The sequence below is a fragment of the Thioalkalivibrio sp. ALJ7 genome (assembly GCF_000376865.1).
Classification (GTDB): Bacteria; Pseudomonadota; Gammaproteobacteria; order Ectothiorhodospirales; family Ectothiorhodospiraceae; genus Thioalkalivibrio.
Map to the genome: position 1 here is coordinate 24,916 of NZ_AQXQ01000009.1, position 13,575 is coordinate 38,490.

General features: G+C 64.1%; 13 protein-coding genes. 7 read left to right on the top strand and 6 right to left on the bottom strand.

What is annotated here, in order from left to right; translation table 11 throughout:
- Nucleotide 1: 1 nt before the first annotated feature.
- Nucleotides 2-1,618 carry an ABC transporter ATP-binding protein gene (locus D002_RS0104025; RefSeq protein ID WP_018140623.1) on the top strand — a complete coding sequence of 539 codons (1,617 nt, stop codon included), beginning with the start codon at nt 2-4 and terminating at the stop codon, nt 1,616-1,618.
- A gap of 387 nt (nt 1,619-2,005) precedes the next feature.
- Here D002_RS0104025 and mutM read toward each other — a convergent pair whose 3' ends face one another.
- Genes mutM through D002_RS0104045 form a run of 3 tightly spaced genes read right to left on the bottom strand, consistent with a single transcriptional unit; the run spans nt 2,006 to nt 4,983 of the window.
- The gene (mutM, locus tag D002_RS0104035) at nt 2,006-2,821 is read right to left on the bottom strand and encodes a bifunctional DNA-formamidopyrimidine glycosylase/DNA-(apurinic or apyrimidinic site) lyase (RefSeq protein ID WP_018140625.1); all 816 of its coding nucleotides are present in this window, start codon (nt 2,819-2,821) and stop codon (nt 2,006-2,008) included.
- Nucleotides 2,814-3,761, bottom strand: a complete 948-nt coding sequence (locus D002_RS0104040) for a hypothetical protein (protein ID WP_018140626.1) — start codon at nt 3,759-3,761, stop codon at nt 2,814-2,816. Before D002_RS0104040 ends, mutM begins: the two co-directional genes overlap by 8 nt.
- Before the next feature lie 7 nt (nt 3,762-3,768).
- A complete protein-coding gene (locus D002_RS0104045) occupies nt 3,769-4,983 on the bottom strand; it encodes an EAL and HDOD domain-containing protein (protein ID WP_018140627.1) in 1,215 nt (404 codons plus the stop codon).
- Nucleotides 4,984-5,359: 376 nt separating this feature from the next.
- Here D002_RS0104045 and D002_RS0104050 point away from each other — a divergent pair, with 376 nt between their 5' ends.
- Nucleotides 5,360-5,590 carry a DUF6967 family protein gene (locus D002_RS0104050; protein ID WP_018140628.1) on the top strand — a complete coding sequence of 77 codons (231 nt, stop codon included), beginning with the start codon at nt 5,360-5,362 and terminating at the stop codon, nt 5,588-5,590.
- A gap of 90 nt (nt 5,591-5,680) precedes the next feature.
- On the opposite strand, the gene rpmG is transcribed toward D002_RS0104050, so the two are convergent.
- The 3 genes from rpmG to D002_RS0104065 all read right to left on the bottom strand — a co-directional run bounded on the left by rpmG (nt 5,681) and on the right by D002_RS0104065 (nt 8,277).
- Nucleotides 5,681-5,851 carry a 50S ribosomal protein L33 gene (gene rpmG / locus D002_RS0104055; protein WP_012983362.1) on the bottom strand — a complete coding sequence of 57 codons (171 nt, stop codon included), beginning with the start codon at nt 5,849-5,851 and terminating at the stop codon, nt 5,681-5,683.
- 12 nt (nt 5,852-5,863) lie between these two features.
- Nucleotides 5,864-6,100, bottom strand: a complete 237-nt coding sequence (gene rpmB / locus D002_RS0104060) for a 50S ribosomal protein L28 (protein ID WP_018140629.1) — start codon at nt 6,098-6,100, stop codon at nt 5,864-5,866.
- 452 nt (nt 6,101-6,552) lie between these two features.
- A complete protein-coding gene (locus D002_RS0104065) occupies nt 6,553-8,277 on the bottom strand; it encodes a bifunctional diguanylate cyclase/phosphodiesterase (RefSeq protein ID WP_018140630.1) in 1,725 nt (574 codons plus the stop codon).
- A 188-nt stretch (nt 8,278-8,465) separates the two neighbouring features.
- Here D002_RS0104065 and D002_RS0104070 point away from each other — a divergent pair, with 188 nt between their 5' ends.
- The 5 genes from D002_RS0104070 (at nt 8,466) to D002_RS0104090 (ending at nt 13,383) form a co-directional block, all read left to right on the top strand.
- Nucleotides 8,466-9,398 (top strand): LysR substrate-binding domain-containing protein, encoded by a 933-nt coding sequence (locus D002_RS0104070; RefSeq protein WP_018140631.1) that lies wholly within the window; start codon nt 8,466-8,468, stop codon nt 9,396-9,398.
- Nucleotides 9,399-9,404: 6 nt separating this feature from the next.
- The gene (locus D002_RS0104075) at nt 9,405-10,151 is read left to right on the top strand and encodes a type 1 glutamine amidotransferase (protein WP_018140632.1); all 747 of its coding nucleotides are present in this window, start codon (nt 9,405-9,407) and stop codon (nt 10,149-10,151) included.
- A complete protein-coding gene (locus tag D002_RS0104080) occupies nt 10,148-10,636 on the top strand; it encodes a hypothetical protein (RefSeq protein ID WP_018140633.1) in 489 nt (162 codons plus the stop codon). The genes D002_RS0104075 and D002_RS0104080 overlap by 4 nt, the downstream gene beginning before the upstream one ends.
- The gene (locus D002_RS0104085) at nt 10,633-11,745 is read left to right on the top strand and encodes an AI-2E family transporter (RefSeq protein WP_018140634.1); all 1,113 of its coding nucleotides are present in this window, start codon (nt 10,633-10,635) and stop codon (nt 11,743-11,745) included. Before D002_RS0104080 ends, D002_RS0104085 begins: the two co-directional genes overlap by 4 nt.
- Nucleotides 11,746-11,826: 81 nt before the next feature.
- Entirely contained in the window at nt 11,827-13,383 is a 1,557-nt protein-coding gene (locus tag D002_RS0104090; protein ID WP_018140635.1) for an Rne/Rng family ribonuclease, read from the top strand.
- Nucleotides 13,384-13,575 lie beyond the last annotated feature (192 nt).

Here is a 13,575-nt window from a genome sequence, read left to right on the forward strand (position 1 = left end):
TATGCTGGATGTGCGCAACCTGCAGATCCGCCATCGCGACAGCGAGCAGCCGCTGGTGGCGGAAGCGAGCTTTTCCATCCGCGCGGGCGAGCTGTTTGCCCTGGTCGGGGAGTCCGGCTCCGGCAAGTCGATTACCGCCCTGGCGATCATGCGCTTGCTGGATGCCGGGTTCCGGGCCAGCACCGGTGAAATCTGGCTGGCCGGTCGCGGCGGGCGCCAGGAATTGCTGGGCCTGCCCGATGCGGTGATGCAGCAGGTGCGTGGCGACCGCATCGGTATGATCTTCCAGGAGCCGATGACCTCCTTGAACCCGGTGCTGACCGTCGGTGATCAGATCGAGGAGGTCCTGCGCCTGCACCGCCCGCAGATGAGCCCGGAGCAGCGGGCCGAACGCACGCTGGAGGTGCTGCGCGAGGTGCAGCTGCCGAACCCCGAGCAGCGCCGCGACGAGTATCCGCACAAGCTATCCGGCGGCCAGCGCCAGCGCGTAATGATCGCCATGGCGCTGGTGGCCGAGCCGGACCTGTTGATCGCGGACGAGCCGACCACGGCACTGGACGTAACCATTCAGGCCGAGATCCTGAAGCTGATCGATCACTTGCGCGAAAAGAACGGCATGGCGGTGCTGCTGATCACCCACGACTTTGGCGTCGTGGCCTCGGTCGCCGACCGCGTGGCCGTGATGCGCAATGGGCGCCTGGTGGAAGAGGGCGAATGCCTCCCGCTGTTGCGCGATCCGCAGGACGATTACACCCGCAAGTTGATTCAGGCCCTGCCGGAGAACCTGCCCCCGCTGCCACCGGTACCGGGCGCCGGGCGCGAGGCCTTGCTCGAGGTCTCCGGGCTGCAGGTGCATTTCCCGGTGCTCAAGGGTCTGCTACGCCGCCAGGTCGATGTAGTGCGTGCGGTGGACGATGTCTCGTTTTCCCTGGAGAACGGCGAGGTTCTGGCCGTGGTCGGGGAGTCCGGTTGCGGCAAGACCACGCTGGGCCGGGCCCTTCTGCGCCTGGTGGAACCGACCGGTGGCGAGATCCGCTACCGGGGCGAGTCGCTGACGCGCATGCCGCGCAAGCCCCTGCGTCGGCTGCGACGCCACTTGCAGGTGGTGTTCCAGGACCCGGCGTCGTCGCTGAATCCGCGCCTGAACGTACTGACTCTGCTGACGGAACCAATGGCCGTACACGGCATTGGCGTTGACCAGGAGGAGCGCATCGCGATGGCCGGGAAGGTGCTGGACCAGGTCGCGCTCCCCGAGGACACCCTGTGGCGATATCCACACGAGTTCTCCGGCGGTCAGCGCCAGCGAATCGCGATTGCCCGCGCGCTGGTGCTGGACCCGGACGTGATCATCTGCGACGAGGTGACCAGCGCGCTGGACGTGTCAGTACAGGCCGAGGTCTTGCAGATCCTCGCGCGGCTGCGCCGGGACCGGCGCCTGGCGATGATCTTCATCACCCACGACATGGGCGTGGTCGAGTATTTCTCGGATCGAATGCTGGTGATGCATGACGGCCGCATGGAAGAGATCGGCACCACCGCCGAGGTGCTGGCTAACCCCAAGGCGGAGTACACCCGGCACTTGCTGGATGCTGTACCCCGTGTCTCGCGTTACCTCTGAACCGGGCGAGCCGGCGGCTTTGTGCCTTGGTGAGGTCGTCTTGATTCACCACGAAGCGCACGAAGACACGAAGAAGGGCGAGGTCAAGGGCGTTTTCACCACACAGGGCATGGAGTTCACGCAGAAGACCCGGGGTGGCCCAAAACGGGCAGAGCGCCAGGCGCTGAGGGTGCCCTGGGAGATTACCGCTCTTCGCGGCACTGCGGCCGGGATGACGACGGGTCTGGGTGGATCGTTGTAGCCGCGGTGGCCCGCATCGCGACGGATCACATTCATTCCATCCGGAATCTTCACCCGCTTCCGGTCTTTCTGTGACCCGCCCTTCTCCGTGTCCTCGATGCCCTCTGTGGTGAAAAGCGCTTCGCGGCCTTGCAGCTAGACGGGCGGCTATTTCTGGCAGGTGGGGCAGTAGCTGCTGGCGCGCTGGCCGATGCGGCGGGTGCGCAGCATGCCGTTGCAGATGGGGCAGGGCTCTCCCGCGCGTCCGTAGACGCGCAGGGACTGACGAAAGTAACCATGGGTGCCATCTTCACGCAGGAAGTCGCGCAGGGTGGTGCCGCCCTGTTCGATGGCTGCGGCGAGCACAGTGCGAATGTGCGCCGCCAGGCGATCGTATTCGGCTCGAGTGACTCGGCCGGCGGCGCGGCCGGGCCGGATGCCGGCGAGGAACAGCGCCTCCGTGGCGTAGATGTTGCCAACCCCGACCACAATGGCCTGATCCATGATGAAGGCCTTCACCGCGCTCCGGCGTCCGCGGCTGCGCTGGAACAGGTAGTCAGCGTCGAATTCCGGGGCCAGCGGTTCCGGTCCCAGGTCTGCCAGCAACGGATGCAGTGTGTCGTCGCAAGGTAAGGGCAGACAGCACCCAAAGCGGCGTGGGTCGTGCAGGCGGATCTGGTAGCCGTTGTCCAGATGCAGGATCAAGTGATCGTGCCGGCGCAGCGGCGTCCCCGGTGTGCAATGGCGCAGGCTTCCGGACATCCCCAGGTGTAGCAGGATGCCCGCGCGATCGGTTTCCAGCAGCAGGTATTTGGCGCGGCGGGACAGGGTTTGCACTCGGGCACCGGCTAGCTGTTGCGCCAGCTCCGTCGGTACCGGCCAGCGCAGGCGTGGCTCGCGGATCTCGAAGGTGGTGATACGGCGCCCTGCCAGCAGGGGTTCGAGCCCGCGTCGGGTGGTCTCGACCTCCGGCAGTTCAGGCATGTACGCCCTCGATCTCCAGCAATAGCTCCTGGCGGCAGATGTCGCCTCGAACCCATTGCACGATCGGGCCAGGGTGGGCCGCCTTGTAGTGTTCCGCGAGCACTGCCGCGACCTTGGGCCGGTCTTCCGGACGGCGCAGATAGACGCGCAGCCAGGAGGGCCAGGGAAGCTCACGCCCGGCCGCGTCGTGCAGGGCTTGCAGGTTGGCCAGGGTCTCGCGCGCCTGGGCGGTTACGTCGTCTGGATGGCGGCTTTCGTGGCCGACGATGCTGGCGGTCCCGGAGAGGAGGATCAGGGGGCCGTCCCGGGTTTCCAGACGGGTCGCGCGGGCAAACGTCGGACTTTTGGGGCTGTAGCGCTTGGGGTAATGGTAGGCACTTACCTGGCGTGGGTTCTCAAGTGGTTCGGCCGGGGTTCGGGTGGCGATCAGGTAGATGATCAACTGGCGCTGGTCGCTGCCGATGGCAGTGGCCGCTGGCATGCTGGCCAGAGGGATCTCCAGCGCCTCCAATGCGGCGGCGCGGCCGATGCAAAAGGCCTGATAGCGTTCTAGACCGTCCTCCTCGGCGTGGATGTCGCCAAAGAAGTTCCAGACCCGCACCAGATGGGTAAACCCGCGCGCGCGGCAGGCCTCGAGCAGTGCGCGGTAGGCCTGCTCTGTTTGTTCCTTCAGGCCGTGATCGGTGCCGGTCCAGCTCGCGAACAGGACATCATCGGACTCGAGCAGGTGGACGGGCCCTTCTTTGGCCATCCGAGACTCGCTGCTCGTGGTCCAGAGTTCTACATAGTCATCGGGAACCAAGGGGAGCAGTCCGGGTTGGACCTGCAGGTAATCGGGTCCAGCATCGATACCGGCGGGTTCGCGCAGGCGGATCCGCATCCCGGCGTCCGGTCCGATTGCGGTGGCCGGTGCTAGCTGGCTGCGCAGGGCGATGGCCATTGGTGTTCTAATTCTCCGACAGTGAGGCGAGTAAATCCTCGGTCCAGCGTACCGCCTCCAGGTACAGGCGGCTGGAGACCGGGGCGGGGACCGGGGCTTTGTCGGAGTCGGGTTCTGCACTGGCGCCCTCAAACGCCGCAATGGTCGCCAGCATGGGTGCGAGGGGGCCAGTCCCCTCCAGTAGCGCCTGCTCCATCTCGGGCGAGAGATGCAGCTCGCCCAGGATGCGACGCAGGGGAACGCCCAGGACGCGGTCCATCCCGGAGAGCATGCCCAGTGTAAAATAGCGTTCGCATTCCTCGGCGGGTAGTCCCAGGGCGCGGGCCATCAGCATGCCCATGCGTGCGCGGATCATCACCTGCTCGAGTCCCTGGGTCTGGTCGCTGGAGCCGCGCAGCACCATTAGCATGGCCAAGCGCTTGATGCGCCCCTGTCCCAGGCGCAGGATCGCGCCGTACAGGGAGTCCGTCGGGCGGTTTGCGCGGTAGGCGGGGCTGTTGGCGATGCGTAGCAGCTGAATCGCCAATCCCGGCTCGGCGGCGATCAATTCTTCCAGCTCTCCCGGTGAGGGGTCGGGTGCCTGCAATGCCTTCAGCAGGCGCAGCAGGGCGAGCTCGAGGCTCTCCAGGCGCTGGCCCTCGATCACGTGGGGGAAGGAGAGATGAAAGCCCTGAAACAGGCTGAAGCCGAGGCTCCGGCAATGGGCGTATTCTTCCGCGGTCTCGACCTTTTCGGCCAGGAGTTCCACCCCGAAGGCGCGCAGGGTCGCGACCTCCCGTTCCAGGCGCTCGGGACCGAGGGTGAGCACATCCAGCTTGACCAGATCCGCGAGTTCTACCAGCTCGGCGTGGCTCTCCTGGAACTGGTAGTCGTCTAGCGCGATGCGAAAGCCACTCCCTTTCAGCCGGCGAACGGCGGCGATGACCTCGGCGTCAATCTCTACATCCTCGAGGATCTCCAGCACGACCTGCTCCGGTGGCAGGCTGGTGATGACCTCGTGTTCAAGAAAGCCACGGGTAAGGTTGACGAAGGCCAGATGGTCTCCAACCAGATGTTCCAGGCCGATGTCGATAAAGGCGCTGCGCAGGAGATCCGATGTGGCCAGGTCGCCGTCGGTGACCGAGGCGGCGTCCAGGTGGCCGGCGCGAAAGAGGAGCTCGAATCCGACCAGGTTCTCCTGATCGTCGAATATAGGTTGCCGGCCGACAAAAATTGGTTGCATGCTTGTGCCAGGGAAACACTGATTAATGTAGACGCACGCGCTCGAGTCGCTTTTGCGTGCGTTTAATGGGCGGTGACTGCCGTGCAGTCATTCTGCACAAGGGAGTTGCAACGCCAATTCCATGTGAAAGCGGACAAGCCTCTTCTTTCAACGGCTTGTAGGGTTGGCACCCCAGGTTCCCCGATCCTGCGTTGCGCCTTGAATCCATCCGAAACGGGAGGGCCGGACCACTACCCGCTGCACGCCGCGCGTTGTCTCTGGAACACTGGGGCACCAACGCGAGCGTGTACATTAACCAGTATTTCCCTTGATCAATAAAACGGATGGGCGGCCACGACGGTGTGCGACAGGCCGGCTCAGGAGGAACCCACGCACCATGGATTCAATTGATGCGCCTTTCGGCGAAGTCGTGGAGTTGCGGCAGATCCTGCACGACTCTGGAGTACCACTCCTGCGGATTATTATCCGCGATGGTGGGCGTTATACCAAGATCGAACTGGACCCTGCGACGGCCCACCGTTGGGGCCGCGTGATGACGCAATGGGCCAACACGGCCGCCGAGGGTAGCGCGCACCCGGGGGAGGGCGAGCAGCCGGATCCGGTCTGAATTCACGCCGACACAAAAAAAGCCCGGCACCGCGTGAGCGGGCCGGGCTTTTTTCGCCTGTCGACCAGGCAATCGGGCCGGAAGGCGCGATTACTTGATCTTGGCTTCCTTGTACATCACGTGCTTGCGGATGACGGGATCAAACTTCTTGATCTCCATCTTTTCGGGCATGTTCCGCTTGTTCTTCGACGTGGTGTAGAAGTGGCCAGTGCCGGCGGAGGACACCAGGCGGATCTTGTCGCGTGCGCTCTTCGCTGCCATTGGGTACTCTCCTTACACCTTCTCACCACGGGATCGGCAGTCCGCCAGGACCGCGTCGATACCGCGCTTGTCAATAATGCGCATGCCCTTGCTGCTAACGCGCAGGCGTACGAAACGGTTTTCGCTCTCCACCCAGAAACGATGGGAGTGCAAATTGGGCAGGAAGCGCCGCCGCGTCTTGCGGTGTGCGTGCGAAACGTTGTTACCGGTCGCCGGGCGTTTGCCGGTCACCTGACATACTCGGGCCATCGGGGGACTCCGGAATTTGGGTCTACCAGAAAGACGGCGGACTATAGCGCAGGCCTTGGGGCGGTGCAAGGGAGGCACGGAGGAATCTGACAGTCGCGGAGGCCTGGATTGGGCGTGCTGCCGACCCCGCGGTGATCAGCCGTATGGTCAATCAGCGCTCCCCTAGGGAGACGCTGATTTAATCGCACGTCCGCGTTGGCGCCCCCTGTTTTCCGAGACAAGGCGCGTCGTGCAGCGGGTAGTGGTTCTACCCGCAAGCGGCGCAACGCAGGATCGGGGAACAGGGGGCACCAACCCCGCAAGCTATTGAAAGCAGGGGCTCGGCCGCTTTTGCGCGGGAACGGCGTTGCGGTTCCCTTGTGCAGAGTGACTGCACGGCAGTCACCGCGCCTTGTTCGCACGCAAAAGCGACTCGAGCGCGGACGTGCGATTAAATCAGCGTCTCCCTAGGCTCATCCGGCCTGGATGGCGCAGTTGCACCGCACATGCGGGTCGACGCCATGTGCGTGCGCCCAGGTGATGGCTTCCTCCAGCGGCATCGGGTGTGCGATGGCAAAGCCCTGGGCGGCGTCGCAGCCATATTCATACAGACGCTGCAGTGTGGCCGCATCCTCCGCGCCCTCGGCGACGCTCTTCAGGCTCAGGTCCCGCGCGAGGCTGATACTGGCCTGGGTGATTTGGGCGTCTACTGAGTGTTCCTGCATTTGCCGCACGAAGGCCTGATCGATCTTGATCGTCGTCACGGGCATCCTTTTGAGATAGGCCAGTGAGGAGTATCCGGTGCCGAAGTCATCGATGGAGAGTTTCAGCCCGGCGTCGGTCAGGCGTTGCAGGGCGGCGATGACCTCGTCGGGATCGGCCATTACCGCAGTTTCGGTGAATTCGAGGTCGAGGGCGCATGGCGGCAATCCTGAGGCGCGGACCTTCTCCAGCAGGTTCTCTGCAAATCCTGGATCGAGAAAATTGCGGGCCGAGATATTCACGCTGACCGGCATTTCCAGGCCTTCGCCGCGCAGGACCGCGAGGTCGGCCAGCGCCAGATCGATCGCCCGATCGGTGAGGCTGTGGATCAGGCCGGTACGTTCCGCCTGCGGGATGAAGTCCCCCGGGGCAATCCGGCCGCGGCTTGGATGTTCCCAGCGCAGCAAGGCCTCCATGCCGGTCAATTGGCGGTTTTCGAGGTCCACCTTGGGCTGGTAGTGCAGGCGCAGTTGGCCCTTATCCAGTGCCCCTTGAAGCTCGCCCAGGAGCTCCACGGTGTGCAGGCTGTTGTCGTCGCTGCGCCGGTCGTAGCTGCGATAGCGGCGCCCGGAAAGGCTGGCCTGGTGCATTGCGAGCCAGGACTTGGTGAGCAGGCGCGCGGGTTCGTCCTGTTCGTGGAACGGGAAGGACGAAAGCCCGGCGTGAGCTCCAAGGTAGACCGGGATATCGAGCACCTCGAAGGGGGCCTGCAGACCGTCGAGTGCTGCCTGCGTAACGCCCAGTGCATCGCGGCGGCTGCGGTGCGGAAGGATCAGCGCGAAGTGGTCGTCGTGGATATGGAACACCGTCGCGTCTACCGAGCCGGCCACGCTCTGCAAGCGTTCGGAGATTGACCGCAGCAGTGGGCGCTCGGCGGCGAAACCGAGCGCGGCGATAGTGTCCTGATAGTTGTCCATTTGCAGGCTGATCACGAACACTCGAGTGGCCGAACGCTCGGGTGCCTCCGCCTGCTGCATCAGTTGTTGGGTGTAGCGTTCCAGTGCTTCACGGTTGGGGAGGCCGGTGACTGGATTGTGATAGGCCTGTTCCAGCAGGCGATCCGAGTGCCGGCGCAGGGTGTCGAATAACCAGCCGGAAAAACCGCCGAGCGTGATGTAGATGGCGGTTCGGGTGAGCCAGTTGAGGGTTGGTTGGGCGAGGCCGACCGCAGTGTCCAGGGGCATAAACGGGCCCAGGACCAGGCCGGCCATGAGCCCGAAAGCCAGGCCGCCCCAAAGTCCGAACAGGGCGGCCCCCAGCAGTACGGGGATCAGGATGAAGTTCAGATAAGCGGTGGTGGTGCCGCCTGTCTGGTGTACCAGCAGGGCGACCAGTGCCATCAGGGCGGTGGCGGTGGCGGCGCCGGCGAACTGCCAGCTTCTTCCAATCCGTTGCGAATGGGCGTTGGGCCGGGTGCCAAACGGGGATTGCGCCATTTCGGGTCCTTTGGCTCGCGCCGCTACTTCTGCCTTGGGTTATAGACCACTTTTATCCGGTTTATGTGTCAGGTCCGGGTGATGAGCTTGGGCGCGCGCTGGCCGGGGGGCGCTGTTGCCCACGGTGGGGGCTTGATAGCATTCCGGTACGCCCTGCGGGGCACGGCAATATTCAGGGATGGGGTGGCATGGCTGATCGACGCTTGCAGGTCTTTCTTACGGTGGCACGCCTGTTGTCGTTCACCCGGGCGGCCGAAGTGCTGCATATGACCCAGCCGGCGGTCACCTTTCAGGTGCGGCAGCTGGAAGAGCAGCTGGATACTCGGTTGTTTGATCGCAATCACAATCGGGTGACCCTGACCGATGCCGGGCGTCTCGTTCAACGATATGCCGAGCGCATCTTTGACACCTACGGCGAGCTCGAGGCGGCCCTGCGCGAGTTGAAGGGCGCCGATGGAGGCGCGCTGGTGATCGGGGCGAGTACCACTGTGGCCGAATACATGCTGCCCGCCCTGTTGGGGACCTTCCGGCGCGAGCACCCGGATATCGGTATTCGGCTACGGGTCGGCAACACCGAGAACGTGGTGGTAATGGTCGAGGACGGCAGTGTCGATCTCGGCATCGTCGAGGCACCGGTGACCCATCGCAGCCTGCAGGTTCAGCCCTGCCTGGTGGATCAGTTGCGGCTGATTGTGCCGCCGGAACACGAACTGGCGGGCCGCGAGACCGCGACCGTTGCCGATTTCATCGCACGCCCATTCATATGCCGCGAGGAGGGTTCTGGGACCCGCGAGGTCATCATGGAGTACCTTGGGCGCGCTGGTTACGACCGCAACAGTCTGCGCGGCTGCATGGAACTGGGCAGCCCGGAGGCGATCAAGGGTGCGGTGGTAGCCGGTATGGGGGTCTCGGTGCTGTCCGAAGCGGTGGTGGCCAAGGAACTGGCCCTGGGCGAACTGGTGGCGCTGCCGCTGTCGCCGCCGCTGGAAAGGCCAATCTCGCTGGTGCACGCGCGGCAGAAGTTCCGCGTGCCGACGCTGGAGGTACTGATGCAGTTCCTGCATGGCTATTGCACCGGCCAGCGGACGCCCGGCCCCGCAAAAGAACCCAAACAGGATTGACGCGACATGAAGAACTACTGCGTGGTGCAGCATACGTATTCCGAGTTTCTCGGTCTGATCGAGTCGCAACTGGAAAAACGCGATATCGGCTTCTCCTATTACCGCCCCTTCGTGGGCCAGGATCTGCCGGGCTCGGCGGCCCAGTTCGATGGCCTCTGGCTGCTCGGTGGGGCCTGGCCGACCGCGGATCACGAAGAGAATCCTCAGGTCCCGGACGAGCTGTCGCTGATCGATATCTTCCGCCGCTCGAAGCGCCCGGTTGTCGGCATCGGCATGGGCGGGTTGCTGGTGGCCGAGCAGGCTGGTGGCACGGCCCACGAGGATCCGATGTACCGGGCCCGCTTCGTGACTGCACACAAGACTGCGGCGGGCACAGGGGATGACCTGGCCGAGGCCCTGGACGGCCGGCGTGTGCTGCAGCTGGTCAATGGCAGCGTGACACTGCCGGACGACCTGGAACCGATCCTGGTCGATGACGAAGGTGACTGGCTGGCCGTGCGTCCCGATGCACTGACCTATGGCGTGCTTTTCCGGCCCGAAATGAAGCCGGGCATGCTCGAGGACATCATCATGGAGGCCAAGCACAATCCGCCACCAAACATGGGCGAGCTACTGGGCGAGGCCCGCATGGAATGGGGCGACATGCAGAAGGTGACCGAGGACGTAATCGTGGCCCTGGTCAAGGAGCTCGGTCTGATGCAGGAGCGCCGCAAGATGCCGGTGTTCAGCCTGAAGATCGAGGACGAGGGATGATTCCACCCCTGGGGCCGGGCCAGCAGGGCGGCCTGCCCGGGGGTGACCTCGGGTCGGTGCTTGGCGGCGCGCGCAAGAAGGGTCGGGATGACCCGGCCAAGGCGATTGCCGAGATCGCCCAGCGCCTGTCCGCCGAGGACCAGGCCAGCCTGCTGAAGTTTGCCCGCTTCCTGGAACAGCAGTCGCCAGCTCCGGAACCGGAGCCGGTGCCCGAGCCGGAATCCATTCCGCGCCCGGAGAGCGAGTCGGTGATCAAGGCGATGCGTCGGCTGTCGGCCACGTATCACATGCTGGATCGCTCCAAGTTACTGAACGAGACCTCGGCCCTGATGGGGCAGCACGTGATGCAGGGGCGCCCGGCGGTGGAGGTGATCGACGAGCTGGAAGTGGTCTTCCGCACCCATTACGAGAAGACGGTGGCTCAGGATCCGACGCGTCAGGCGGACGCTGGTGATGACGGCGCGGCGGGAGGTGCTGCGCGATGATCGAAGTTCTGCGCCAATGGTACCAGCGTCATTTCACCGACCCGCAGGTCGTGATCCTGGCGTTTTTGCTGCTCGCGGGGTTCCTGGTCATCATCTTCGCCGGGCGCATCCTGGCGCCGCTTTTGGCCTCGCTGATCATCGCCTACCTGCTGGAAGGTGGGGTCAAGAAACTGACCCGGATCCACGTGCCGCGGTTGCTGGCGGTCACCCTCGTGTTGATCGCGTTCCTGGCGCTGACGGTGGCGGCACTGTTTAGCGTCGTGCCGCTGCTGTCGGCCCAGGTGACGCAATTGGTCCGCGAGCTTCCGGGGATGATCCGTGAGGGGCAGTCCCTGCTGCTACAGCTTCCGGAACACTATCCCCAGTTGATTACCGACGAACAGGTGCGGGACCTGATGGGAGCGATCCAGGCCGAGGCGACCCTGCTGGGTCAGCGGGTGCTTTCGTTCTCGTTGTCCTCGGCACGGCATATCGTGGACGTGGTGATCTACCTGATCGTGGTCCCGCTGATGGTGTTCTTCATGCTGAAGGACCGCGACCTGATCCTGAACTGGATCCGCGGCTTTATGCCGCAGGACACGCACCTGGCCAGTGAGGTCTGGCGCGAGGTCAACATCAAGATCGCCAGCTACGTGCGCGGCAAGTTCATCGAGATCCTGATCGTCTGGGCCGTTACCTTCCTCACCTTCAACTGGTTTGGCCTGGAATATGCGGTGCTGTTGTCGTTCATGGTGGGGATATCGGTCATCATCCCGTACATCGGTGCGGCGGTGGTGACGATCCCAGTGGCGGCGGTGGCGTATTTCCAGTTCGGCATCGGGCCCGAGTTCGCCTGGATCCTGATCGCCTACGGGGTGATCCAATTCCTCGATGGCAATGTGCTGGTGCCGTTGCTGTTCTCCGAAGTGGTCAATTTGCATCCTGTCGCGATCATCGCCGCGGTATTCGTGTTCGGTGGCATCTGGGGCCTGTGGGGCGTGTTCTTTGCGATCCCGCTGGCGACCCTGGTGCATGCGGTGATCAAGTCCTGGCCGCGCGTCGACCGACCCCCGCCCGAGGCAGCGATCACCGACGCCGAGCGCGAGGCATCCGAACCCGCTTCGAAGTAGGCCGATACTCCAGGCCGCTGCACCGCGGATTCGCGGGCGCGGCGGCCTGCCCCATTACTCGATCAATAACAAGAAGAACGCATGACCGGTACTGAGATCCTGATGAACGTGACACCCCAGGAGAGCCGCGTGGCCCTGGTGGAAAATGGCGTCCTGACCGAGTTGCACCTCGAGCGCACCCGCCGCCGCGGGATCGTGGGCAATATCTACAAGGGCCGGGTCGCCCGGGTGCTCCCGGGCATGGATGCCGCCTTTGTCGACATCGGTCTTGAACGCACGGCCTTTCTGCATGCCTCCGACGTGGCGCCGGTGGAGCGCGAGGAATTCAATGGCAATGGCCTGTCCGACGCAGAGGTCCCCGCGTCCACGGCCAACGGGAATGGCAATGGCAATGGCCACGGCAACGGTGCCCCCGCTCCCGTGGCGCGTGAAGGTATCCGCGAACTGCTGCGCGAGGGTCAGGAAGTCCTGGTGCAGGCGGTCAAGGATCCATTGGGCTCCAAAGGGGCTCGGCTGACCACGTACATCACCTTGCCGTCGCGCAATCTGGTGCTGATGCCATACCAGACCAACGTGGGCGTCAGCACGCGGATCGAAGACGAGGGCGTGCGTGCGCGGCTGCGCGAGTCCATCGAGCAGCTGCGCGATGAGCTGGCCCCGCAGCATGGCTTCATCGTGCGTACCGCCGCGGAGCTGGCCGACTACGAGGCCATGTACAACGACACGGCCTTTCTGAAGAAGGTCTGGGACACCCTGCAGGAGCAGGCTGCGGGCGCTCCTCCGGGGACCGAGGTCTATACCGATCTGCCGCTGGTGGAGCGCATCCTGCGCGACATGGTGGGGGTGGATATCGAGCGCATCCGCATCGACTCGCGCGAGACCTATCAGAAGGTCTGCGGGTTTGTGGAACGCTATCTGCCGGAGTTGATCGGTCGTATCGAGCACTATCCGGGCGAGCGTCCGATCTTCGACCTGTTCAATGTCGAGGAAGAGATCCATCGCGCGCTGGAGCGCAAGGTGGAGCTGAAATCGGGCGGCTACCTGATCTTCGATCAGACCGAGGCGATGACCACGGTCGACATCAACACCGGCGGATTCGTCGGCCATCGCAAGCTCGAAGAGACCATCTTCAAGACGAATCTGGAGGCGGCCCAGGCGATCGGCCGCCAGCTGCGCCTGCGTAACCTCGGTGGGATCATCATCATTGATTTCATCGACATGCAGGACGACGAGCACAAGCGCCAGGTGATCCGCGCGCTGGAGAAGGCGCTGGAACGCGACCACGTGAAGACCCAGACCTGCGATGTCTCCCCGCTGGGTCTGGTGGAAATGACGCGCAAGCGCACCCGCGAAAGCCTGGAGCACCAGATGTGCGAGCCTTGCCAGGTATGCAGCGGGCGCGGCTATCTGAAGTCGGCGGAGACGGTGTGCTACGAGCTGTTCCGCGAGATCCTGCGCGAGGTGCGCCAGTATGACGCTCGCGAGTTGCGGGTGCTGGCCTCGCAGAGCGTGATCGATTTGTTGCTGGACGAGGAGTCCGCCAGCCTTGCCGAGTTGCAGAGTTTCGTGGGGATTCCGATTCGTTTCCAAGTGGAGACGCTATATACCCAGGAACAGTTCGATGTGGTCTTCGTCTGACAATTGAAGGGCGCGTGGATCATCCAACGCGAAGCGACCGCCCGGGTGATGCGCGTCAATGCGTCGTCGCAAGGGCCAATGCGGCGCGGTGATTCGCGGAACCTGACGACCCGTGCGGCACGATCGGCGGATGCCATCGTTGCCGGGCATTCCCCAGGGGAGAGGACACCCAGTTGATTCGCAAAAGCGGAC

Bases quoted from the DNA above. Each gene is read 5' to 3' on its own strand.
- D002_RS0104025 (WP_018140623.1), top strand. From the start codon at position 2: ATGCTGGATGTGCGCAACCTGCAGATCCGCCATCGCGACAGCGAGCAG.
- mutM (WP_018140625.1), bottom strand. From the start codon at position 2,821: ATGCCTGAACTGCCGGAGGTCGAGACCACCCGACGCGGGCTCGAACCC.
- D002_RS0104040 (WP_018140626.1), bottom strand. From the start codon at position 3,761: ATGGCCATCGCCCTGCGCAGCCAGCTAGCACCGGCCACCGCAATCGGA.
- D002_RS0104045 (WP_018140627.1), bottom strand. From the start codon at position 4,983: ATGCAACCAATTTTTGTCGGCCGGCAACCTATATTCGACGATCAGGAG.
- D002_RS0104050 (WP_018140628.1), top strand. From the start codon at position 5,360: ATGGATTCAATTGATGCGCCTTTCGGCGAAGTCGTGGAGTTGCGGCAG.
- rpmG (WP_012983362.1), bottom strand. From the start codon at position 5,851: ATGGCAGCGAAGAGCGCACGCGACAAGATCCGCCTGGTGTCCTCCGCC.
- rpmB (WP_018140629.1), bottom strand. From the start codon at position 6,100: ATGGCCCGAGTATGTCAGGTGACCGGCAAACGCCCGGCGACCGGTAAC.
- D002_RS0104065 (WP_018140630.1), bottom strand. From the start codon at position 8,277: ATGGCGCAATCCCCGTTTGGCACCCGGCCCAACGCCCATTCGCAACGG.
- D002_RS0104070 (WP_018140631.1), top strand. From the start codon at position 8,466: ATGGCTGATCGACGCTTGCAGGTCTTTCTTACGGTGGCACGCCTGTTG.
- D002_RS0104075 (WP_018140632.1), top strand. From the start codon at position 9,405: ATGAAGAACTACTGCGTGGTGCAGCATACGTATTCCGAGTTTCTCGGT.
- D002_RS0104080 (WP_018140633.1), top strand. From the start codon at position 10,148: ATGATTCCACCCCTGGGGCCGGGCCAGCAGGGCGGCCTGCCCGGGGGT.
- D002_RS0104085 (WP_018140634.1), top strand. From the start codon at position 10,633: ATGATCGAAGTTCTGCGCCAATGGTACCAGCGTCATTTCACCGACCCG.
- D002_RS0104090 (WP_018140635.1), top strand. From the start codon at position 11,827: ATGACCGGTACTGAGATCCTGATGAACGTGACACCCCAGGAGAGCCGC.